Here is a 23,458-nt window from a genome sequence, read left to right on the forward strand (position 1 = left end):
TGGATGCTAAGAAGGCTGAAGGTGAAACACCGTTCAATCCTTATGTGATGATTGATCAAGACAACACAATCACCATCATCGCCCCCCGTGCTGAGATGGGTCAGGGCGTCCACACAACACTGGCAGCTCTGGTCGCCGAAGAGCTGGAAGTTCCGCTTGAGCAGGTGGTTGTGGAACATGGTCCATCCAGCCCGGCTTATTTCAACGCTGCAATGCTGGAGGAATCCACCCCCTTCCCCTTTTATGATGAAAGTGTCTTGGCAGAACTTGCTCGCGGCTCGATGAAAATCGTCGCCAAGTTCCTCGGTCTGAACATGACCGGTGGCTCCTCTTCCACCACCGACGCCTTTGTGAAGATGCGCGAAGCCGGATATGCCGCAAAGTTCGTCCTTCTAAAAGCAGCAGCAGAACACTTCGGCACCTCAGAAGATAATCTCACACTTGCAAATGGTACCATCACAGATACAGCCTCCGGCAAGTCTGTCACTTATGGAGAGCTGGCAAGCAAAGCCGTTGCGGTCTCACCTCCAAGCGAGATAAAGCTTAAGAAAGCCAGTGACTGGAAGATCCTCGGCAAATCGCAAAAGCGTGTTGAGCTGAAAGACAAAGTCACCGGAGGCCGCATTTTCGGCATCGACGTACAACTGCCAAACATGCTTTACGGCACCGTAAGAATGGCCCCACGCAAAGGTGTCAGCCTCAAGAGCTACGACAAGACCGCAACACTAGCCATTCCCGGCGTCAAAGATGTCGTCGAAATCAGAACAATCACGGGTGAAGGTCTGGGCGTTGTCGCTGACAACACCTGGGCAGCGTTCAAAGGCGCTGAAGCCTTGGAGATCGAGTGGGACGATCCACTCTCCCTTCAAAACTCCGATCAAATGTGGTCCGCCCTTGAAAACGCACTGACGCAAGAAGCCACATTCGAGTTGGGTGGCACCGGATCTGATGCAGAGGTCTTTACATCTATTCCGGAAAGTGAAGCCGTATCAGCGCAATACCGTGTCCCATTCCTGGCCCACGCCACGATGGAGCCAATGAACGCGACAGCCCAGCACGACGAAAACACGATCCGTGTCTGGACTGGAACACAGGCTCCCGGACTCATTCAGTCTGTTGTCTCCAGTAACTTCGACATGGACAGCGCCGACATTGACGTTACCACTACCCGTCTTGGTGGAGGCTTTGGACGTCGTCTGGAAGTCGACTTTGCGCTTTATGCTGCTGTCATCGCCAAAGCAACCGCACCAAATCCAGTAAAAGTGACTTGGACGCGCGAAGAAGACACGCAGCACGACACCTACCGTCCAATGGCGATTGGTCAGTTCAAAGGTCAGGTGACACCGGATGGTACGTTAAAGACCATGGACATGCAGGTGGCCTCTCCATCCATCATCCAGAGCGTTATGCCACGGATCTTCCCGGGTATCAGCCCGGCTGGCCCAGACAACACAGTACTCGATGGCGCCTTCAATCAGCCGCTGGATGTTGAAAACATCCGCTGTCAGGCTCACGTGGCAGATCTTCAGGTGCCTATTGGTTTCTGGCGCTCGGTCGGCAATTCCGTCAACGGTTTCTTTCATGAGAGCTTTATGGATGAAGCTGCACACAAAGCTGGCAAAGATCCACTTGAGTTCCGTTTGGCTCATCTAACTAGCGATGAATCCCGGCCAGCACGGGAAGCCCTGAAGCGCGTCGCAGAAATGTCCGGCTGGGGTACACCGCTACCCGCTGGCAAAGGCCGTGGCATCGCCCACGTTCTGTCTTTCGGAACGTGGACCGCACAAGTGGTTCAGGTAGACGTCACCGACAACACTGTCACCATTGAGGAAGTCTGGGCCGTTGCCGATCCGGGCATCGTTCTTGATCCAGGTATATTCAAGGATCAAATCATGTCCGGTATCAACTTCGGGCTCAGTCAGGCGTTGGGACAGGAAATCACATGGGTTGATGGCGAGGTCGAACAAGCAAACTTCGACACGTTCGATGCCATGCGCATGTATCAAGCCCCCAAGATCACCATTGAGCTGCTGGAGAACTCTCCACGCATGGGTGGCGCAGGCGAACCTGGTACACCACCATCAACGCCAGCATTGGCAAATGCGATCTTCGCAGCAACAGGTAAGCGCATCAGACAGATGCCACTCAGCAACGAGATCGACTTTATCTAGAGAGCGTTCCGTTTGATTGTATTCAATCAAACGACAAGAATTCGCTCAAAACAAAAAAAGCCCGGAGCATTCACCGCTCCGGGCTTTTCATTTCTGTATGGAGGCTTGATCAATCGGAGAGGAAGCCAGCTGGCATACCAAACGCTTCTTCCAGAGAGCTCAGTGTTGCATCAGGATCTGCGGTTCCATCAGCAACCGCTTCCACATTCACATTCCCCGGCCCACGCGGCACCACATCACGGCGCTTCAAGTCCCGCTTTGGAGCTGCGATCACCCGTGATTTCTTCGGTGTTGTAGCTGCAACCGTAGGCGTTGATGCCTCTCCCGGCTTGGCTACAGGCATGACAACCTTAGAGGTATCAGTGTTCGCAACCGCTCCTTCGGCAAGAGGAGGCAGATCACCATCCCCAACCGAAGCTGTAGTCACGTCATTATCTGCCGCTGATGGCTGAGCAAGCACGGCTGGTTCAGCTGCCACATCCTTAGCAGCTTCAGGTGACGCAACAGCCGTATCTCTTGCAGCAGCAGCAGCCCGCAAACGCTGCGCCTCTTCAACTGTCTTTGCAGTTTCAAGATCCTTCGCCAGCTTTTCAGAAAGCTTTTGTGTCTGCTTCACATCACCAAAAGACGCGCTTGCATACTCCTGAACATCGACGGGCTCAAAGCTCGGAAGGTTGATCGATCCACGGATCTTCAGCGGTGCCATATCCGCGGTCTGCGTCGTTGCAGCTCCCTCATCATCCAGCTTGGACTGATCGAGCAGGCTTGGCTGCAGATACCACAGGACCTCACCATCTTTGATTTTGATCGCACCGCGTCCTTCAACCAATGCAGTCTTGCTTTGCAACGTCAGTGCCTGAAATTCAGCAGTACCCTGATCAAAGATCACATCAGCACCCCAGCTGGAAAATTCAGTCTGATCATTGTCCGTAAACGGCCAACCCGTAATGCCTTTGCCCCCGACAGAGGCAACCAACCGATCCACATCCAACTCATGCAACATGCCATTGCCAAGCTGGAAGCTGAGCGCTCCACCCATATTGACCCAGAGATCACTTGGTGTCTTACCGGAGGTGTTCACATCCATTTCAGCATACAGATTACCATCAACCCGCGGCATATCACTGAGCGATGCAAGGAATGGAGCCGCATCAATACCTTTTAGCGAGAACTCAGCAGAGATACCCGGTTTAACCGTTGCGCCGTTCAAAAGAAGCTTACCAGCACCCTCGCCTTGATAAAGGCCAACACGGGCAACATCCAAAGCCAATCGGCCATCAGACAGCGCTGCTTTCAACTCTGCATTTCGTCCACGAAGCGCACCGAGCTTCAGGTCCTGAATGGAAAGCGCCAGGTCCAGATCAAAGCTGCGCAGGACGGAGAAGTCATAAGCGCCCTCGCCCTTGGCATTCTTCTCATCACTGCGAGAGAACATCTTATCGAAAGATGCATGCGCAACTTCCAATTCACCACTGAGCTTTGGAACTTCGCCTGTATCCAGACGGCCAGTTCCTTTGAGGCTTGTATCATCCAGAACAAACCGCGCATTCTCAAAGGCGACACCGCTATCATCAGCTTCAAACTGACCTGAAAGCTCCAGCTTCTGACCGCGCAGATAGCGAGGGAGCGGACGACCATACCAACGGGCAAAATTGCTGAAGTCATCTGTCTGGAAAGCAAAGATCCCATCAAAGCCATCACGCAATGAGTACGGACCAGTCAAACTCCCGGAAAACATCTCACTGGAGAACGCGAGGTCTATATTCGCATCAGAACGCAGACCACCCTGCAAAACAATCGGCTCACCATGCCAGCGCGCGGTGCCTTGCAGCTGTAGTGGCTGAGACAGGCCTGAGAAGACAAAAGTCAGATCCATGTCATCAAGAGCTTCGTCGCGCCCTTCAACCGCCAGCATATTCGGCAGGTGAATGTCAGCGACACGCCCCTTCCGCAGGATCGCACCACCATCAACTTCCAGCGCAGCAACCAACTCATCATAGGATTGGCCAACGCCGTAGAACGAAGCATCTACATTGGCAAAACCGGATGCAGGAACATCCAGCCCAACCAAGCGCAGAAGCTGCTCAAAATTCAATGACTGTCCGCTGACCTGCCCCTTCAACTCATAACCGTCTTCAAGGTAGTTCAACGCAATGTTGCCGCCAAAGCCAACAGAGCCAGCAGTAATGGATAGGTCTTTTGTGCGAACCCCACGTTGACGGAACTGCAGCTCACTTGTCAGTGCACCACTGCCAACACCTTCTGGCAAGTTCGCATCCTGTTGTGCAGCAACAGCAGCAAGGCTCGGCAACTCAACAGAAACTTGCAGGGTGCCAACAGGCCGTGCACCAAAGGCAAGCTGGCCATTAAAACCAACCTTCTCTTGTGTGGGACCAGTTACATGAGCCTCAACAGACGTCGCGCGAGCCTCGCTCAGCGCGGTAACTGATCCAACACGCCCACCAACAACATAACGCTCGTCACTCTGATTAAACGCACCTTCTGCTGTCAGGCCATCACCGTCATGCTCAAAATTAAGCACGAGATCGATCTCAGAAAGAACTATTGGTGCTTCTTGCTCTGGCTCACTGTAAGAAACGACACCTTTTTGAACGCTGACGGTGTCCAAGTCCAACTGCTGCATAAAGGAAGCAACGCGGCCTGCAATGTTTGCAGCAACCAGAGAGGCTTCCCCTTCTTCACCCTCAGAAAGCTGCGGCTGCCAGGACGCCCCGCCTTTCTGATCAAATTCGAGCGTCCACTTTGGCTCGACAAGCTCAATGTTGCGGATGATGTTGCCACCAGTCAGCAAACGCAGAGAGTTCAGCTCGAACCGGGCTTTCTCAACCCGTGCAAACTCAATCCCGTCAGCTCGCGCAACACCTGCAACGCCAACATTATCAACTTCAATCGCCAGTGTCGGAAACAGATCCACACTCGTACGCCCATCAAGACGCAGCTTCCATCCGGTTGCTGTCTCAAAAGACTCTGCAATTTGGGCTTTCAGCTGTTTCTGCGGAACGAGAAGTGGCGCAAGCACCAGACCACAAACCACAAGAGCGGCAAGAGCTCCAAAAATAAGAAGAGAGCGTTTCATTTAGTCTTAGTATCCTAGTGGACGGTTTCGTGAGGCCCGAAAAAGGACTCTCATGTAAGCAGCTTGTACTCAACAAATACAGGGCAAAAAGCCCGTAGAAAACGTCTAAATTATGATTGGTTAAAGCCTTTCAAGACCCAGAACAAAAGCACAACCTATCCTGAACCACTGCGTTCTATCATATTTGCTCCCAATTGTCGCAGTATCACGTGGCTTCAAATTGGCGTATTTCTGTCCTTTTCCTTGGCTTTTGTAATTGTTTTTGCGTATCAATAGTATTCCATTCGGATCTGAATCATCTTTAAGCACAACAGAAAAGCACTATTTTAAAGTGCAAGAAAACCAATAGTTGCACGGAGCACATGAATGCTGGACGCCCTGAAAAAGTTCTTCAAAGACCTGTCAAACGAGCAGGAAGAAGCAGGCCGCTTTTCCGAAGACGATGAACGGCTGGCGGTCGCAGCGCTCATGTTCCATATCATCGCTGTAGATGGCGAGATTGAGCAGCAGGAGCTGGACCAGTTAAAACGCGTCTTACAGCAGCAGTATGAGCTGAATGAGGAAGACACAAAAGAGCTGATGGACCTCGCCAAAGTACGTGATGAGGATGCAGTTGATCTTTATGGCTTCACATCAGTCCTCAAGCGCAAGCTGGAGCCGGAGCAACGCCTGACAGTCATCGAGGCACTCTGGGAAATGGTCTACGCAGATGGGTCCGTCCATGAATTTGAAGACAACACAATTTGGCGCGTTGCCGAGCTATTAGGCGTGTCCTCCAGAGACCGCATGAAGCTTAAGCAAAAAGTGGCCAAGCGACAAAGTGGCAGTAGCCCTTCTTCGACCTGAAGGTTTTGATTTACAATGTTAGAGCGGAATAATCAGCACCCAGCCAAAGTTTTGGTGGTGCTGCATCAGGAAACATCAAACCCCGGTCGCGTCGGGCAGCAATTGGTCAAACGCGGGTTCGAGTTGGATATTCGTCGCCCTCGTTTTGGCGACCAACTGCCGGACACACTTGCTGACCACGCGGGCTCTGTCATTTTTGGCGGTCCAATGAGCGCCAATGACACCGATGACTTCGTGAAGCAAGAGATCGACTGGATCAGCGTTCCGCTCAAAGAAAACAAACCCTTCCTGGGCATCTGCCTTGGTGCGCAAATGCTCTCCAAAAACCTTGGTGGCCAAGTCACAGGCCATGATGATGGATTGGTTGAGATCGGCTATTATCCGCTGGAAGCAACTCAGTCTGGCACTGACCTAATGGAATGGCCGCAGCAGGTCTATCAATGGCACCGGGAAGGTTTCTCTCTTCCCACGGGTGCAGAGCTTCTGGCTTCAAGCCCAACCTACAAAAATCAGGCTATCCGCGTGGGCGATAATGCATTCGGCATCCAGTTTCACCCGGAACTCACCTACGCCATGATGAGCCGCTGGACCACTCGCGCTGCAAGCCGACTGGTGTTACCCGGAGCCAAAAAGCGCGGTGAGCACTTCCGCGAGCGCTTTGTGTACGACCCGGCAGTTCTACATTGGTTGGAAAACTTCATGGACAACTGGATCGGTTACGCATCCGAACCCGCCAGTCACTGGTCATCTCATTCAGCTAAATAGCAAAAAGGCCCGGTCATTGCCGGGCCTTTTCATATAGGTTTGCACTTTAGTTATTCAGCTGCAATAGCCTCTGCGCCAGACATCTTTTCTCCCGGCTGCAGGATTGGCGAACCAACTGGCAAAACATCACGACCACAAACATCCTTATAGATAATGTGCGCCATCACATACCATGCGCAGAAAGAGCACAGGATCAACACGTAACCGGCAATCACGTTGAAGACCGCTGGACCGAAATGCCCCAGAACCAGCAGGATGAAACCGAGCAGCAGGCTGCCGAAGATGGAAGCTTCTGCAGTGTGAATGTGCAGCGCGCCGTAGAACATAATGCCGGTATAGATGGTGAATGGCAGCAAGAAGAAGCCGATGTCAGAATGGGAAGATGTATAAAAGCCCAGTTTGTTGCCAACAAGAATGCCTGCAAACGCCAGCCAGAATGCACCGTAAATGGTGAAAGCGCTGTAACCGAAGTTATTGCCAGTCTTTCCTGTCTGGAAACCAGCGACCAACTGCGCAAGACCACCAACAAAAACGCCAAGCCAGAGCACTGGGCCCATGTTTTCCAGAAGACCAATGTTCACCATTTGCAGAACAAAAGTCGTCATACCAAATCCAGCAAGGCCGATAACTGCTGGGTTTCCTGTTTTAGTTTGCACGGTTGCACCCTCAATAAAAAACCCAACTCTGGCCTGGTAGGAAGGCAGTTCCTAAAGATCAGAAATTGGGAAACACATTGTTGAATTAGTTGGAGCGCTGAGTACAGAAGGACACAGACAGGAACAACCGCACTACTACGGAACGTAGCAATACCTAACGTCATGCATCGAAGTCAAAAACACATAACATTCTGATAAATATATATATTTTCGCCACTAAAACGAAAAAACCAGCAATGCATAGTGCTCATGCACCAAACGCATTGCTGGTTAATCCAGACTAGCAAATACCTTCAGGACTTATCCCTTAAAGGTAATAATCAGATCTTTCGCATCAAGCTGATCACCCGGAGCCACACAGACTTCGTTGATCTCACCGTCACGCTCTGCATGAACAGATGTTTCCATCTTCATTGCCTCAATGGAGACAAGCAGATCACCTGCTTTCACAGCCTGACCAGTTTTCACAGCGAGCGTAGAGATAACGCCCGGTACTGGCGCACCAACCTGAAGCTCATTGTCGTCATCAACTTTACGACGCGCAGGTGTGTTTGCAGCACTGTGAGTGCGGTCGATAATACGGATGTTCCGAGGCTGACCGTTCAGTTCAAAGAACACACGCTTTTCACCGTGCTCATCAGTTTCACCAATCGCAAGACAAGAGATAACCATTGTCTTACCCGGCTCCAGCTCAGCCATAATCTCATCACCAACCTTCAAACCATAGAAGTAGGTTGGCGTTGGAAGTACACTGGTCGGGCCATACTTGTCCTGAGCCTTGGCAAACTCAGTGTAAACCTTCGGATACATGAGCATAGAGGACAGCTCTTGCTCAGAACCTTTACGGCCCAAAATACCTGTCAGCTCATTACGCTTGGCATCCATGTCCTCGGCTTCAAGCAAAGATCCCGGACGAACCGTAATCGGCTCTTGCCCCTTCAGAACTTTCTTCTGCAGCTCAACAGGCCAGCCGCCTGGAGGAATACCAAGGTCACCATGCATCATGTTGACGACGGATTCCGGGAAGGAGACTTCCTTGTTCGGATCAATAACATCTTCCGGTGTAATACCCTGAGACACCATCATCACCGCCATGTCACCAACAACTTTGGAACTTGGCGTCACCTTCACAATGTCACCAAACATCATGTTCACGTCCGCATAGGCTTTCGCCACTTCGTGCCAACGCATCTCAAGACCAAGCGAACGCGCCTGTTCTTTCAGGTTAGTAAACTGGCCACCAGGCATCTCATGCAGATAAACTTCAGAAGCACCAAAGCGTAGATCGCTCTCAAACGCACGATACTGAGTACGAACTGCTTCCCAGTAGAAGGAAATCTGCTGGATACGGTCTGTGTCCAGACCGCTATCGCGAGAAGTTCCTTTCAGGGCTTCAACAACAGAACCCATACACGGCTGAGAGGTCAGACCTGATAGAGAATCCATCGCCAGATCAACAATGTCAGCACCGCTCTCAACGGCTGCCAGAACAGTAGAGGCCGCAATACCGGAAGTGTCATGGGTGTGGAAGTGGATCGGAATATCGATCTCATCTTTCAGCGCCTTGATCAGAACTTTCGCAGCCTGCGGCTTCAACACACCGCCCATATCCTTAATACCGAGAATATGCGCACCTGCAGTTTCAAGCTCTTTCGCCAGATTGACGTAGTACTTCAGATCATACTTCGGACGCGCGCTGTTCAAAATGTCGCCAGTGTAGCAAAGCGCTGCTTCACACAGCTTGCCTTGCTCCTGAACAGCATCCAGGGACACACGCATGTTCTCAACCCAGTTGAGGCAGTCAAACACACGGAACACATCGACACCAGATTCAGCAGCCTGACGCACGAAGTGCTGAACAACGTTATCTGGATAGTTCGCGTAACCCACACCGTTGGAACCACGAAGCAACATCTGCATCAGCAGGTTAGGTGCTTTCTCACGTACGAGACGCAGACGTTCCCACGGATCTTCAGTCAGGAAGCGCATGGACACATCAAAGGTCGCGCCACCCCAGCATTCCAAAGAGAACAACTCAGGCAATCCCTGCGCATAGCTATCAGCAACCTGCGCCAAATCGTAGGTACGCATGCGTGTCGCAAGCAAAGATTGGTGCGCATCACGCATCGTCGTGTCGGTAACAAGCACTTGCGGCTGAGCTTTTACCCACTTGGCAAATTCTTTAGGACCAAGTTGTTCCAGCTTTTGGCGGGTCCCGTCCATTACTGGCAGCTTGAACTTCGGCGCCACAGGTGCCGGTGCATCAGCTGGTGGTTTCGGGCGTCCCTTTGTTTCAGGGTGGCCGTTTACAGTGACATCAGCAATGTAGTTCAGCAGCTTCGTCGCGCGGTCAGCTGTTTTAATGTTCTCAAACAGCTCAGGCGTGTCATCAATAAAGCGCGTTGTATAAGAATTGTCCTGGAAGGACGCATGCCCAATAATCCGCTCAAGGAAAATCAGGTTGGTCGCAACGCCGCGAATACGGAATTCGCGCAGCGCACGATCCATACGCGCACATACTTCCTCAGGCGTTGGGGCCCAGGCGGTCACTTTCTCAAGCAGAGGATCGTAGAAACGGGTGATTACCGCGCCGGCATAAGCCGTGCCACCATCAAGACGGATACCAAACCCGGTCGCACCGCGATAAGCGCTCAGGCGGCCATAATCCGGAATGAAGTTGTGCTCAGGATCTTCAGTCGTAATACGACATTGAAGCGCATGACCATTCAACTCAATCGCGTTCTGCTCAGGAACACCGGTGACCGTTTTATCGCCAATACGACCACCTTCCGCAATGCGGATCTGCGCGCGAACCACATCAATGCCGGTGACTTCTTCAGTAACGGTATGCTCCACCTGAATACGCGGGTTCACTTCAATGAAGTAAACCTTGCCAGTATCCGCATCCATCAGGAACTCAACGGTGCCCGCGCCGCAGTAATCCACTTCGCGGCCAATCTTCAGGCCATACTCGCAAAGCTCACGGCGTTTTTCTTCATCAAGATATGGTGCAGGCGCACGCTCAACCACTTTCTGGTGACGTCGCTGAATAGAACAATCGCGCTCAAACAGATGTACGAGATTGCCATGCTGATCACCAAGGATCTGAACTTCAACGTGACGGGCGCGCTCAACAAGCTTCTCGAGGTAAACCTCATCCTTGCCGAACGCTGCTCTCGCTTCACGTTTCGCTTCAACAACTTCGCGAAGAAGCGTCTCTTCATCACGGATCACACGCATGCCGCGGCCACCACCGCCCCATGATGCTTTCAGCATCACCGGATAGCCGATCTGCAAAGCAAGACGCTTCACTTCTTCCATGTCTTCAGGAAGCGGATCCGTCGCAGGCATAACAGGAACGCCAGCTTTAATCGCCAGTTCACGTGCTGCTACTTTGTTACCCAGGCGGCGCATTGTATCAGGCGATGGGCCGATAAAGATAATGCCGTTCTCAGCGCATGCCTCAGCAAACTCTGGACTCTCGGAAAGGAAGCCATAACCCGGATGGATTGCATCAACGCGTTGCTCTTTCGCGACGCGGATAATCTCGTCGATAGACAAGTAGGCCTCAATTGGACCCAGGCCTTTACCCACCTGATAAGCTTCATCAGCCTTAAAACGGTGTAAAGCCAGCTTGTCTTCTTCAGCAAAGACAGCGACTGTCTGGAGACCAAGTTCGTTTGCAGCTCGAAAAACTCGAATTGCAATCTCTGAGCGGTTAGCAACCAATATTCGTTGAATAGCCAAAGTTAGGTCCCCCAGTCTCTATGTATTTTGGGGCTTTATAGTCGAGCAAATCCCTCTATGGAAAGATTAATTTATTGTCACATGAGCCATTACTATATTTACCGGGTCACAAAACATTAAGAAAACGGGGAAATTCTAAGGAATTTATCGTACAATTGAGAAAAACTAAACACGTAAAAATATATACACAAACACCGGAAATTTTGACTTCTCTAATATATCTCACGAAAAATTTTCTACTTTTACGACTAAAGGTGCAACTTTTATCCGATCGCTCATGTGCAAACAGCAGGATTCGCGATGCGAACCCTGCCGAGAGCATAGGTAGGTGTCATTTTGGCTTAACGAATTAAGCCCAGCCGGAAACCCTCGGCCACAGCATGCGTTCTGTTTGCAGCGTGCAGTTTTCTGGCTGCGGAAGCCAGATACCAATCTGCTGTATGCTGAGAGATACTCAGGATCTGACTAATCTCCCAACTTGTCTTCCCTGCAGCAGACCATTTCAAGCATTCAAGTTCACGAGGGGTAAGGCGATGGCGGGGCCGACTGGTATTAGCACCAATCAATTCGCGCACCTTATTGCTCGAGTAAATGCCAACGAGATGAAGAACACTGATTTCGCGTTCATTCAGACGTACTTCCGGCCCACCAAAGATCAACATACCTTGATAGCCTTGAAGGCCATGCACTGGCACGCAGACGCCGTCGTACATTCCGTAATCGCGCGCTTCTGACAGAACTTGCTGTGCAGCGGCAGTAATATTGCGATCACGAGCAACGCTTGACCATAAGAATGGACGACTTGCAGTACGCGCCTTCGCAACAATCGGATCGTTTTGTACGTAATCACGGTCGAGATAACGTTGTTGCCACTCAGGACGCCAACCACTCAACATAATTGACCCATCAAAAGATGCGCCAGCTTCGGGGATCGCAGCGAGACAGAAGCTTGTAAAGCCAAAAGACTGGCCAAGTTCAGCAATACGCTTAGAAACACCTTCGGATGTTTCTTCATTATTAATAGATTCAACAAATTCTAGTGCAGCAGTCAACGGATTCATTTTATACACCCCTACATATTATGCCTCCAACAACCTTACTCTACGCAATATCCACTCAATATAGAAGGTGTATCTATCACCCATCTTCTATTCGAGGCTCATTGTTTTCATATTGGGAAAGAAATCTATTCAATTTAACTTCTATACCAATAGAATTACGTCCATATATATTGACATTGTTAAATTGCACTATGTCTTTTTCGAAAAGCTCTGAAGGAAAAACTTTAAACTTAAAGATCGAATTAGTATTTCTTTGGAAAAAGCTATTGTTAGGAGCGGGTTAATAAAACGTTAACCTTAGATTGCACACCCACCAATACGGATGCGTATGTAATATAGGAAAAATATTCCAGCAATTAGCAAGGTATCGCAGTTAGATTCCGTGTTTCTTTTCATTCTGCATAGATGCAAAAAACTTAACGATACGGCTGAGGGGAAAGCGGGGATAACTCCTCCCCGATGAAACTCACTGGTTAAAACAGAAGTGGCAACAAGCCTCATCTAACACTTATCCGCGGCATGTCTGGGGGCAATAAGAATTGGCAAAATTTATGCTAATACAAGACATTTAATAATGAAATCGGCTAGTAACAACGGCGAATGTGTTACACATAACCCGCAAAACTTCAGGCTTCTTGTAACCATTTAACACGATGTAACCTACCCAAAACGGCATATACTGCACGTTATAGTCATGCATCTTATTCAGCGAAAGCAGCAGGCGAACAATAACGTATACGCAAAAAACCCTTTTATACCGGTATGAAACTGAAACTTCATTCCTGCACTCATCATCAGCATTTTTCGTCTTTATTCATTCCAGAGCTTTACAGCGATTTTCTCTGCCATATAAATGCCACTTCATTGGGTGAGGCACCGCACGGGCATTTTCAGTATCCCAGCCGAAGAATTGGGTACCGAGATACGTTTGGCCATAGACTACGGAATTGCACTTCTAGATGAACAAGAACACGCTGCACCGAACAACAAGATCACGGTCTGTCACTGCGATTTTGGGGCCAACGAACACTGGTAAGACGCATCTGGCTATCGAGCGGATGAGCGCATACTCGTCTGGCCTTATTGGATTACCACTCCGTCTGCTGGCCAGAGAAGTCTACGGGCGTCTTGTAGAGAAGAAGGGACCGGATCTTGTCGCGCTGATTACAGGCGAAGAAAAGATCATCCCGAAGAACCCACGCTTCTGGGTCTCTACTGTAGAGGCAATGCCAAAAGATCTCGACGTGGACTTCGTTGCCATTGATGAAGTGCAGCTGGCTGGCGATCTGGAACGTGGCCATGTCTTTACAGACCGCATCCTGCATTTGCGTGGCAGAGAGGAAACTCTGCTGCTTGGTTCCTCGACAATACGCCCCTTGCTCGAAAAGCTGATGCCGGGTCTGAATGTGATCACGCGACCGCGCATGTCCATTTTGACATACGCAGGTTCTAAAAAGATCACGCGCCTCCCGCGTCGCTCTGCAATCGTCGCCTTCTCTTCCGATGAAGTGTACGCGATCGCAGAACTCATCCGCCGTCAGCGCGGCGGTGCAGCAGTTGTCCTCGGCTCCCTTTCTCCAAGAACACGCAATGCTCAGGTTGACCTGTTCCAAAACGGCGACGTTGACTGGCTCATTGCCACCGACGCCGTAGGTATGGGTTTGAACCTGGATGTAGACCACATCGCGTTCGCCGGACACCGCAAATTTGATGGCTATCAGTACCGCCAGTTGACCCCGTCAGAGACCGGCCAGATCGCCGGACGAGCAGGTCGACACCTGCGAGATGGTACTTTTGGTGTAACGGGCCGGGTCCCCGGTTTTGACGACGAACTTGTCTATCAACTCGAATCTCACGAGTTTGAGCCCCTCAAAGTGCTGCAATGGCGCAACCCAAATCTCGATTTTTCCTCGATTCGCGCACTTTTGCGCAGTTTGGAGCATTCTCCGCGAGAAGAGGGCTTGACCAAAGCCCCTCCGGCGGAGGATATCGGTGTTCTCGAACTTGCTAATCGTGACAGGGACATTCTTTCCCTCGCGACGACGCAAGAAAGAGTTTCATTACTGTGGGATACCTGTCAGGTTCCAGACTATCGCAAGATAGCTCCGGCAAACCATGCAGATCTCGTAACAGGGATTTATTCCCATCTGATCCGGGATGGAGCCATTCCGGATGATTGGTTTAACAGTCAGATAAAACTGGCAGACAAAACCGATGGGGATATAGACACACTGGCGAACCGGATAGCACATATCCGTACGTGGACCTTTGTGGCAAACCGTGCCGACTGGCTGAACGATCCTGCTCATTGGCAGGAAGTGACGCGCGGCATAGAAGATCGATTATCAGATGCCCTTCACGAACGGCTTACACAGCGGTTTGTGGATCGGCGAACCAGCGTATTGATGCGACGTCTGAGAGAGAACAAAATGCTCGAAGCGGAGATCACCGCAACCGGAGATGTCCTTGTAGAAGGACAGCACATTGGCCAGCTTCACGGCTTCCGCTTTGCTCCGGATGCAACGGCAGAAGGACAGGAAGAAAAAGCTGTCCGTGCTGCGGCCCAAAAAGCACTAGCTAGCGAGATTGAAAACCGTGCAGAACGGTTATCCCGCGCGCCCAACGAAGAGTTCATCCTCTCCGCAGACGGCACATTAAGATGGCAGGGTGAATCTATCGCCCGCCTGATAGCTGGTGAACAGACCCTGCGCCCATCCCTGATCATTCTTGCTGATGAGCAGTTGACGGGACCTGCACGCGATATGGTGCAGGAGCGCCTTGATCTATGGATCAAGACACACATCGAAACACTCCTGAAGCCGCTTTTCGACCTGGAACAGGGCGAAGAGATCGAAGGCATCGCTCGTGGCGTGGCATACCGCCTGACCGAGAGCCTTGGCATCCTTGAGCGTCAGGAAATTTCAGATGACATCCGTCAGCTCGACCAGCAGATGCGCGGTTCACTCCGCAAGCTCGGTGTTCGCTTTGGCGCCTATCACATCTATGTCCCTGCTCTTCTGAAACCAGCACCAAGCCAGCTGCTCGCGCAGCTCTGGGCGCTGAAAGAAGGCAAAGGCGAGATCAAAGGCCTGACTGAACTTCCTCAGCTGTCCGCCTCTGGCCGTACGTCCGTTCCAGTAGATCCGGAGATCGAAGGCGCGCTGTATCGCGTCGTAGGCTTCCGCGTTTGTGGTCCACGTGCTGTACGCGTCGATATTCTGGAGCGCCTGGCAGACATCATTCGTCCGCTGGTAGCCTGGAAACCTCTGGAAGAAGGCATTGAGCCGCCAGAAGGTGCACTGACAGAAGGCGGCGCATTCACCGTCACTGTTTCCATGACCTCCCTGCTCGGTTGTGCAGGCGAAGACTTCACAAACATCCTGAAGTCTCTCGGTTACCGTCTGGAAACACGCGAAGAACAGCGCCCTGTCGCCAAAAAGCCTGAAGCTCCAGTTGAAACACCTGAAGGTGCGGAAGCGGAACAGGTTGAAGGCGAAACTGCAGCACCGGTAGCAGAAGAACCTGCAACCGAAGAGGCTCCAGCTGAACCAGTTGAAGAAGCAGCACCTGCTGAAGCTTCTGATGAAGAAGCTGGCGAGCCAGAGATGGAAACAGTTACTGTTGAAATCTGGCGCCCGGGTCGTTTCGGTGGACGTCGCAACAACAACGAACGTCAGCGCAATACACGCAGTGGCAACGAACGTCGTGGCGGTCCTCGCAACAATAACGCTCAGCAGCGTCGCAATCCTGGTAAGCCTGGCGGTAAAGGCCGTGGCTTTAGCAAAGACCAGAACCGCGGCCAGCAAGGCAAGCCTGCTCCTCGCAAAGACAAGCCGTTGGATCCGGATTCTCCGTTTGCAGCACTGATGTCCTTGAAACAGAACTTGGAAAAGGGCGACAAATAGTCGCCCCTTCGGGCTAACTAATATGGCAATACCAGAAGCACAAGAGTCTCTTCGCATCGACAAATGGCTCTGGTATGCCCGCATTACAAAATCTCGGACACTGGCACAAAAACTGGCAGTGTCCGGGCATGTTAGATTGAACAAAGATAAGATTGCGGCCGCCAAAACAGCTGTAAAGACCGGTGATGTACTGACCATCACAATGCCGCGACGCCTTTTGATCCTTAAGGTTTTAAAACTTGGCACCCGGCGCGGTCCGGCCCCTGAAGCACAGCTGCTTTATGAGGACATGTCTCCCCCTCCACCACCCAAGGAAACACAGGTCCAGGTTGCCAAGCGCGAGGCCGGTGCAGGTCGCCCAACTAAACGAGATCGACGCCAAATCGCCCGGATTCGGGGCTTCAACGAAATTGATCCTTTTTAGCGGCAACTTTACGCAAATTTTGCCCCAATATTGCAATCTCTTCGCCTATGACAGCGCTTGCACTACCCACTGAAAACCGGTAGCAAAGAGCACAAGTTTAAAGGACGAGAAAATCGTCAGGGCCACGAGAGCCCGTGCCGTTTGTCTTCAGACAAATTTGCAGCGCCAGAGACTAAGAGGATTGCGATGACATACGTCGTCACAGACAATTGCATCAAATGCAAATACACCGACTGTGTTGAAGTTTGCCCGGTCGATTGCTTTTACGAAGGCGAGAATATGCTCGTCATTCATCCAGACGAATGTATCGATTGCGGTGTGTGTGAACCGGAATGTCCAGCAGATGCAATTCTCCCAGATACTGAGCCTGGCTTGGAAAAGTGGGTTGAGCTTAATGCTGAGTACGCAGAAAAGTGGCCGAATCTGACTGTTAAGAAAGATCAGCTTCCAGAAGCTGCTGAGTTTGATGGTGTTGCAGAAAAACTCGAAAAGTATTTCTCTGATAAGCCGGGCACTGGTGATTAAGGTCCCAAAAGCTTAGAGCTACCAAATATTTATTATTTGCCAGACAGTATCCGCGGATGTCTTAATTCCTCTCTTGCTTGAGAGAGGTTGGAAATCCGTGGATAATGTGCTATACAGTTTTTTACAGTCATTTGGCAGTCTGGTTGCACCCTCCCCACTCGGAGGTTTTTTTATGGTCGCAGTTCAATTGAAGTGCGCACAATAATTTACTCCAGCATTCGCCGAAGTAGCCACAACATAGAATTCGACTGATCACATTTGAACGCGGAACCAATTGATGCGAGAAGTAGCTTTCCGCATACATTGGACTTTTCACGTTTTTCCAAAGAGAAAGATGCGGCGAACGCGCTGCATCTAGGTTGCTTGCGTCTCCCAGACAGCAAACAACCACTGCGCAGGAGAAGTATAGCGTATGGCCACACCCGCAAAAAAGACCGCGCAGCGTCAGGGGTTTAAAACAGGTGAGCACATCATTTATCCATCTCACGGCGTTGGATTGATTACTGCAATTGAAGAGCAGACCGTAGCTGGATACTCTCTTGAACTCCTCGTAATTGACTTCGAACAGGATAAGATGACGCTCCGTGTTCCAGTTGCAAAAATTGCTTCTGTAGGAATGCGTAAGCTGTCTGACGCATCTACCGTTAAGAAATCTCTTGAGACCATCGCAGGTAAACCTCGCGTGAAGCGTACCATGTGGAGTCGCCGCGCACAGGAATACGAAGCAAAGATCAACTCTGGCGATCTCATTTCTACCGCTGAAGTTGTTCGTGACCTTTATCGCTCTGATTCCCAGCCTGAACAGTCTTACTCCGAACGTCAGCTTTACGAAGCCGCATTAGACCGTATGGCACGTGAAATCGCAGCTGTTCAGAAACAGACTGACACAGAAGCAATCAGACAGATCGAAGGCGTTCTTTCCACGTCTCCAGGTCGTGCTGCCAAAGTTGCTCCAGCAACTGATGGTGAAGGCGGAGGTCAGGAAGAGGCAGCTTAATCAGCCTCTCCTAATCTAACTGATTAAAAGAAAGCCCTGCTCCAAGCGGGGCTTTCTTTTTTTGTCAAAAGATCCAAATGAACTTCAGCGCCGTATCTCAGTTTAATCGAGGGAGGCGTAAATGGCTCATTATGAAAGAGACCAAAGTCTCGGGCCTCTTGCCCGTCTGGCAAGAAAAGCCCCATATCTGTCAAAAGAAGAAGAATACAAGCTCTTGGAAGGCTGGATTGTCAGAGGCGATCACAGATCACTCGATAAGCTATCTCTGTCTCACTCCCGCTTGGTCATCGCTCAAGCACTTCGGTTCAAGTCCTATGGTGTCCCGCTCTCTGATCTAATTCAGGAGGGCCATATCGGCCTTATGGAAGCAGCCAACAGGTTCCAGCTCTCCAAAGACGTCCGTTTTGCCACCTATGCAACTTGGTGGATCAAATCATTCATTCAGGACTATGTGCTCCGCAACCAGTCGATTGTTCGCGGTGGAACCTCCTCTCGCCAGAAAATGTTGTTTTTCGGCTTCAAACGTTTGCGCGCAGAACTCTCAAACAAACATCCTGATTTGAATGAGGAACAGCTGCATCAGCAAATCTCAGAAAAGACGGGAGCAAAGCTGAGGGATATAAGAATGATGTCTTCCAGATTAGGCCGGAAAGACACATCCCTCAATGCGAGCCTGAAAGGCAGCGAAACAAACCTGCAGCTTCAGGACACTCTCGCGGCTGAAGAACCTCTGCCAGACGAACTCGTCGAAGTGCACTTAGATCAGGAACGCGCAAAACGTCGTCTTTTCAATGCGATTAAAACGCTGCCACCACGCGAGCAGCGCGTCATTAAAGATCGCAAGCTAAAAGATGAAAGCGTTACACTGGAAGCCCTTGGCAAGAAACTGGGTGTTTCAAAGGAGCGTGTCCGGCAAATTGAGTCGCGAGCAATGCAAAAGTTAAAAGACGCTCTCACGCATTCGGATGGCTATGAAGCCAGCGGCTTATAGCGCACTGCCTGAAAAACGAGCTTCTTTAGTCGGTAATGACCTTCAGGAGTTCACCTGGCTTGAAGCGTTGGTTCGCCTTAACCTGATTGAGGATCGTGAACAGCTCCAACCGGCGCGATGGCTCAATGCCGCTCATGCCAACAGCAAGCTTGCGAGCTGTCTCTCCACCCTTCGCCTGAATAATCTTAACTCGAAGTGGGTTAAGTCGGGCTTGTTCCGTGGGGCTTAACTGTCGGAAGCTACCAAGCGACTTTTCAAAATCACGAGTAAAAACAGCGGTTGGCGAACGATTTGCAAAGATAAACCGATATCCGGTTAAGCCAATGCGAACAACACCGATGCGGAAAGACCAACCATCTGTAATTGCAGAGCCAATAACGGCTGGCAGACCATTGATCGTGGTTGGGCGAACACTGTTATCAATCAGGCCATTGATCCAGCCAGATAACATGTAATCAGTTAAGCTGGCATATCCCGTCAGATCAGCACCATCAAAACGCATGGCAGTGCCGGAGTTATTACTCGCCAACACTGCCTCGGCAGAGTTCTCAAGCACAAACCCTTTTGGCACACTAAAGGAGATGCCAAGGCCTTTGTGAAGGAACTGCCGCGCCCGGACATACCCTTCCAGTGGATCATCACCAAACAACATGCCATCCAAGCTGGTCAGATAGTCTTCACGACCATTCAGACCAATCCCCGGCGCACCGATCTGCCGTGCACTACGCACAGCGCGTTGAATACGATCAGGCGTGTTTGGATGAGAAGAAAGAAAGTCTGGCGCTGAACTGCTTTGCCCACCAAGCTGCTGATAGCGTGCAAATTGCCCCATGGTGTTCAGGAAGCGCGCTGCGGCGTAAGAGTCATACCCAGCGCCAGCAAGTGTTCTCACACCCACATCATCAGCTTCAAGCTCCTGCTCCTGAGAAAAGCGCGCGAACTGCACCTGTTTCTCTTTGACTGCGGCATCAATGGTCTGCTGATCTTTGCCGATATTGGTCATCACTTTGGTAACGAACTCAGCCTCTTCAGCCTGACGTTGGCGCTTGATCGCATGGCGCGCTGTCACGTGTGCCATTTCATGAGCAAGCACAGCAGCAAGCTCTGACGTATCGTTGGCAAGCGCCAGCAACCCGCGCGTCACATAAAGATAACCACCAGGAAGAGCAAAGGCATTGACTGCAGGGCTGTTGAGCAAAGTAATGCGATAGTGCGCTTCAGGGTCTTCCGAAGCTGCAACAAGACCACCAACAACACGTGCAATAGCTGCTTCAGCCTTACCATCCTTATAGACACCGCCATAAGTCGCGACGACACGCGGATGCTCTCTCGCCCCAACGTCACTCCCAAGCCCGGTTCGCAAGCTACCTGGTTTTTGAGCGCCTTGATTGGCAGAGCCGGTCAGCTGACACGCAACAAGAGCTACGGTCACTGCAGATATCACTAGCATTCTCAGGCTTGTCTGAAGTCCAGACAATGCACTACTCAAAGTCATTCGCGTTTCCGGCTCTTTGCCTTAGTCCAGAAGCTCCAACTGCGCTGGGTGCTTTAGCTCTATTAATGGTCCTTGGTTCAGTTGCATAACGCCCCTGAGACGAACTCGCTTACCTTTCATCACTGAAAGATCATGCCCGAACTCCGAAAAATCCGCCAGCGTTCCCCTTTGAATAATCCCGGTTAAATCCTCTGTCCAGCGCTCACCAAAATTCAAGTATGTTTTGGATCGTGTTTGCCCAACAGAAATCAGCTTGGCTTCCACAATTCCATAAAGGCCGATTTGCTCGTAGCTAATTGACTTATAATCATTAATTACATTTTTAATGACCCATAATCCAACATTTTTTTCGCGAGCCATACTCTCCAAATTAATAAGGAATTTCAAGCAATTGAAAGCTCTTAATTGTGGCCTAACAATGGCCATTCCAGCTTTGACCAGCCTGACCGACAAATCACCCAATTCAGGATCAACCAGAATCGCAGGTCGGCGTCCCCACCGATCCTTTTGCTCAATCAACGCTTTTACCCTGACTTCCCGTTCCTCAAAAAAGTCATCAGCCAGCAGCAAATCCTGCTCTGCCATTGTCAAATCTGCGAGATAATAAAACTCACCGTCACTCGCGGTAAATCTCAAAGGATTTGCGAGCACCTCCTCCATCATGATGGTCGGCAAGCTCTCATCAAGAACCGAACACTCATCACACGGCATCGCTAACACGGTTCCTATACAGCTCAGCAAAAAGCAGAAAAAAGCAACAAATCCCCGGAACACAACAACCCACCAACAAAGTCCTATTTAGGAATTATATCAGGTCGATGCAGTCGGAACGCCCCCGAGAACTCTCTGAGAGCAAACCTCAAAGACACCGGTTGAGCAAATTCTCTTGCATGAACTGATACCTAGCTTGTTCACAGAGAAGCAATCTATCTCGCCTACAGCCAAATTTCATGATATTTGAAAACGCGCTGCATCCTCAACGGATGATAACATCTTAAGCGGATCGATCCGGTCACGGATCAAGACACGCCTAAAGGCCCCGTAGCTCAGCTGGATAGAGCGGCCGCCTCCTAAGCGGCAGGTCAGTGGTTCGAATCCACTCGGGGTCACCATTTATATGAAATTATAATGACCCGGCATGAGAAAATAATTGCTACGGGAACAGGCCTCTTTCTCCCTTCCGCACACGATTAATTCTTTGATTTTCTTGAACCTAAGACTGTATATAGAAACAAAATTTTAATCAGTTGTTGCGGTATCTGCGATCACTCTTGTTCCTCAGATACTTAGCATTAAATGCCGGTACATATCCAATGACTGCAAAGTACTTCTGGCGAAGAGCATTCGCGTATCTACTAGATCTGTTTATCCTCGGCTTTGTCATTACCGCTATTGTCGTCGCATATAACAGTGTTTTTTCTACACGATTTCTTGCGCCAGAACTTCTCAAGACGACTGCCTGTGCACCCCAATTTGACATGATTTCGCAAGATCGTATGGATGAGATCTTACCGCTCGAACCAGGCCATCAACGCCAGCAAATTCTCTGCAAGCAAACAAACATGTTTGCAAGTAGCTTCCACATAACGGCTCTTCAGAAAATCTGGAAGGAAGGCAATGTCACACGTTCTGTTTCAGTGAGTTACTACTCTGATGAATACGGTAATCAAAGAACTTACCTCCCATCAGAGCCGTTCTTCTATTTGCCCACCCCATTCGTATTTGCCTTGTTTCTTGCTAGAATGGGTCAGACCCCAGGAAAGCGTCTACTCAATTTGAATGTATATAATGCCTCTCTTCAGAAGCCTGATCTAAAGTCAGCATTAAAACGTGAGTACTTTAAGGCGACAGTTCTCATCATCACAGCCTTGTTTGGGCTTTACTCACTCTATCAGATCGTCACATTAGATTTGGTAGAAGCAGGAAAACAAGCTCAGGAACTACTTCAAAACCTCGGACAAGGAAATTTCTGGCTTTGGATCGTAGGCGGGGTTGTTCTCAGTCTCGCTGCCTTTTGGTTTGAGTTCGGCTCATTCATACGATGGAGAGGTCGTACTTATTGGGATCAGTTCGCAAATCTTACGACGAGTAAGACAGAAGACTTGGTAATGAGAAAAGCCGAAGCCGACAAGGTTATCGCTGATAAGTAAACCGCCAATTGGATGGTGAGCTCTCTTCGGCTCGCCATCCAAACTTAAATCTTGAAGCAGTTCTTTCATTTGCATTTAGCTAATTGAGCCCACCATTGAGGCAGCCAAAACTGCACATGGAGGGTAAGCCATGAACTATATATCCAATGTGCTTAAACGGTGCGGAGATAACCTTCGGAACTGGTTTTACAATTGGATGGCCTGGATCAGCCGGCAGAAGAAATAAAAGAACGAAGCCTCCCTGATCCTTCCATACAGATACTCGCAATGGGAAGCATCACCTCCGCTTCCCACCGGTCCAGCTGCGCAAAATCAGAAGAGCTCATCGCCCGGATTGCACAACGAGACGGCAAGACCAGCACTCACTGTATACGCCCTCTTTTGTAGCATCGCCTCTCTCATCTACGTTCGCTCTTACATGAAATTTCTGGCCCCGACCCCACCAACACGCCCTCACAAGCTACGTAATTTCACTCACCAATCTTAAACTTCGAGTATCTGCAAAGTAAGCTTATGTCGCTTTTTTGAGATATATTTCAGTTACATATCACAAATAGCACCCAGGCAAGATGAAGTCTCAACCAGACACTCGCTAAACGTTTAGGCAAACAAACAAAACAAGCAAATT

15 protein-coding genes and 1 tRNA gene are annotated in these 23,458 nt (G+C 50.3%); 10 read left to right on the top strand and 6 right to left on the bottom strand.

Annotation, left to right across the window (positions count from 1 at the left end; genetic code table 11):
- A partial coding sequence (locus tag PPL9_RS06290; RefSeq protein ID WP_057461889.1) for a molybdopterin cofactor-binding domain-containing protein occupies positions 1 to 2,171 on the top strand: 2,171 nt, incomplete at its 5' end.
- Between the two features lie 109 nt (positions 2,172 to 2,280).
- On the opposite strand, the gene PPL9_RS06295 is transcribed toward PPL9_RS06290, so the two are convergent.
- Positions 2,281 to 5,268 carry an AsmA family protein gene (locus tag PPL9_RS06295; protein ID WP_057461890.1) on the bottom strand — a complete coding sequence of 996 codons (2,988 nt, stop codon included), beginning with the start codon at positions 5,266 to 5,268 and terminating at the stop codon, positions 2,281 to 2,283.
- Positions 5,269 to 5,634: 366 nt separating this feature from the next.
- Between PPL9_RS06295 and PPL9_RS06300 the strand changes: the two genes are divergently transcribed.
- Both PPL9_RS06300 and PPL9_RS06305 read left to right on the top strand, forming a co-directional pair.
- A complete protein-coding gene (locus PPL9_RS06300; RefSeq protein WP_057461891.1) occupies positions 5,635 to 6,114 on the top strand; it encodes a TerB family tellurite resistance protein in 480 nt (159 codons plus the stop codon).
- Between the two features lie 15 nt (positions 6,115 to 6,129).
- Positions 6,130 to 6,879: a glutamine amidotransferase gene (locus tag PPL9_RS06305; protein WP_057461892.1), complete on the top strand. Its 750-nt coding sequence runs from the start codon at positions 6,130 to 6,132 to the stop codon at positions 6,877 to 6,879.
- A gap of 50 nt (positions 6,880 to 6,929) precedes the next feature.
- Here the strand turns inward: PPL9_RS06305 and PPL9_RS06310 are convergent, their stop codons facing one another.
- From PPL9_RS06310 to PPL9_RS06320, 3 genes are all read right to left on the bottom strand, one after another.
- Positions 6,930 to 7,535 (bottom strand): GPR1/FUN34/YaaH family transporter, encoded by a 606-nt coding sequence (locus PPL9_RS06310; protein WP_057461893.1) that lies wholly within the window; start codon positions 7,533 to 7,535, stop codon positions 6,930 to 6,932.
- Between the two features lie 300 nt (positions 7,536 to 7,835).
- Positions 7,836 to 11,282 carry a pyruvate carboxylase gene (pyc, locus tag PPL9_RS06315; protein WP_057461894.1) on the bottom strand — a complete coding sequence of 1,149 codons (3,447 nt, stop codon included), beginning with the start codon at positions 11,280 to 11,282 and terminating at the stop codon, positions 7,836 to 7,838.
- 341 nt (positions 11,283 to 11,623) lie between these two features.
- Positions 11,624 to 12,343 carry a LuxR family transcriptional regulator gene (locus tag PPL9_RS06320; protein WP_057461895.1) on the bottom strand — a complete coding sequence of 240 codons (720 nt, stop codon included), beginning with the start codon at positions 12,341 to 12,343 and terminating at the stop codon, positions 11,624 to 11,626.
- Between the two features lie 959 nt (positions 12,344 to 13,302).
- On the opposite strand from PPL9_RS06320, the gene PPL9_RS06325 reads away from it, so the two are divergent.
- The 5 genes from PPL9_RS06325 (at position 13,303) to PPL9_RS06345 (ending at position 19,185) form a co-directional block, all read left to right on the top strand.
- Entirely contained in the window at positions 13,303 to 16,248 is a 2,946-nt protein-coding gene (locus PPL9_RS06325) for a helicase-related protein (RefSeq protein ID WP_057461896.1), read from the top strand.
- Positions 16,249 to 16,270: 22 nt separating this feature from the next.
- Positions 16,271 to 16,672 carry an RNA-binding S4 domain-containing protein gene (locus tag PPL9_RS06330; protein WP_057461897.1) on the top strand — a complete coding sequence of 134 codons (402 nt, stop codon included), beginning with the start codon at positions 16,271 to 16,273 and terminating at the stop codon, positions 16,670 to 16,672.
- A 186-nt stretch (positions 16,673 to 16,858) separates the two neighbouring features.
- Positions 16,859 to 17,197 carry a ferredoxin FdxA gene (fdxA, locus tag PPL9_RS06335; RefSeq protein WP_057461898.1) on the top strand — a complete coding sequence of 113 codons (339 nt, stop codon included), beginning with the start codon at positions 16,859 to 16,861 and terminating at the stop codon, positions 17,195 to 17,197.
- Between the two features lie 412 nt (positions 17,198 to 17,609).
- Positions 17,610 to 18,194 (top strand): CarD family transcriptional regulator, encoded by a 585-nt coding sequence (locus PPL9_RS06340; RefSeq protein WP_057461899.1) that lies wholly within the window; start codon positions 17,610 to 17,612, stop codon positions 18,192 to 18,194.
- 121 nt (positions 18,195 to 18,315) lie between these two features.
- Entirely contained in the window at positions 18,316 to 19,185 is an 870-nt protein-coding gene (locus PPL9_RS06345) for an RNA polymerase factor sigma-32 (RefSeq protein ID WP_057461900.1), read from the top strand.
- Positions 19,186 to 19,210: 25 nt separating this feature from the next.
- Here the strand turns inward: PPL9_RS06345 and PPL9_RS06350 are convergent, their stop codons facing one another.
- Positions 19,211 to 20,680 carry a M48 family metalloprotease gene (locus PPL9_RS06350; RefSeq protein WP_208989212.1) on the bottom strand — a complete coding sequence of 490 codons (1,470 nt, stop codon included), beginning with the start codon at positions 20,678 to 20,680 and terminating at the stop codon, positions 19,211 to 19,213.
- A gap of 21 nt (positions 20,681 to 20,701) precedes the next feature.
- The gene (locus PPL9_RS06355) at positions 20,702 to 21,454 is read right to left on the bottom strand and encodes a thermonuclease family protein (protein WP_208989213.1); all 753 of its coding nucleotides are present in this window, start codon (positions 21,452 to 21,454) and stop codon (positions 20,702 to 20,704) included.
- A 261-nt stretch (positions 21,455 to 21,715) separates the two neighbouring features.
- On the opposite strand from PPL9_RS06355, the gene PPL9_RS06360 reads away from it, so the two are divergent.
- Positions 21,716 to 21,792, top strand: a tRNA-Arg gene (locus PPL9_RS06360).
- Positions 21,793 to 21,993: 201 nt separating this feature from the next.
- Positions 21,994 to 22,830 (top strand): RDD family protein, encoded by an 837-nt coding sequence (locus PPL9_RS06365; RefSeq protein WP_057461903.1) that lies wholly within the window; start codon positions 21,994 to 21,996, stop codon positions 22,828 to 22,830.
- The last annotated feature ends 628 nt before the right edge of the window (positions 22,831 to 23,458 follow it).

It is taken from the genome of Pseudovibrio sp. POLY-S9 (assembly GCF_001431305.1).
GTDB lineage: Bacteria > Pseudomonadota > Alphaproteobacteria > Rhizobiales > Stappiaceae > Pseudovibrio.

Excerpts from the sequence above, each read along its gene's own strand:
- PPL9_RS06295 (WP_057461890.1), bottom strand. The coding sequence starts at position 5,268 with ATGAAACGCTCTCTTCTTATTTTTGGAGCTCTTGCCGCTCTTGTGGTT.
- PPL9_RS06300 (WP_057461891.1), top strand. The coding sequence starts at position 5,635 with ATGCTGGACGCCCTGAAAAAGTTCTTCAAAGACCTGTCAAACGAGCAG.
- PPL9_RS06305 (WP_057461892.1), top strand. The coding sequence starts at position 6,130 with ATGTTAGAGCGGAATAATCAGCACCCAGCCAAAGTTTTGGTGGTGCTG.
- PPL9_RS06320 (WP_057461895.1), bottom strand. The coding sequence starts at position 12,343 with ATGAATCCGTTGACTGCTGCACTAGAATTTGTTGAATCTATTAATAAT.
- PPL9_RS06325 (WP_057461896.1), top strand. The coding sequence starts at position 13,303 with ATGAACAAGAACACGCTGCACCGAACAACAAGATCACGGTCTGTCACT.
- PPL9_RS06330 (WP_057461897.1), top strand. The coding sequence starts at position 16,271 with ATGGCAATACCAGAAGCACAAGAGTCTCTTCGCATCGACAAATGGCTC.
- fdxA (WP_057461898.1), top strand. The coding sequence starts at position 16,859 with ATGACATACGTCGTCACAGACAATTGCATCAAATGCAAATACACCGAC.
- PPL9_RS06340 (WP_057461899.1), top strand. The coding sequence starts at position 17,610 with ATGGCCACACCCGCAAAAAAGACCGCGCAGCGTCAGGGGTTTAAAACA.
- PPL9_RS06345 (WP_057461900.1), top strand. The coding sequence starts at position 18,316 with ATGGCTCATTATGAAAGAGACCAAAGTCTCGGGCCTCTTGCCCGTCTG.
- PPL9_RS06350 (WP_208989212.1), bottom strand. The coding sequence starts at position 20,680 with ATGACTTTGAGTAGTGCATTGTCTGGACTTCAGACAAGCCTGAGAATG.
- PPL9_RS06365 (WP_057461903.1), top strand. The coding sequence starts at position 21,994 with ATGACTGCAAAGTACTTCTGGCGAAGAGCATTCGCGTATCTACTAGAT.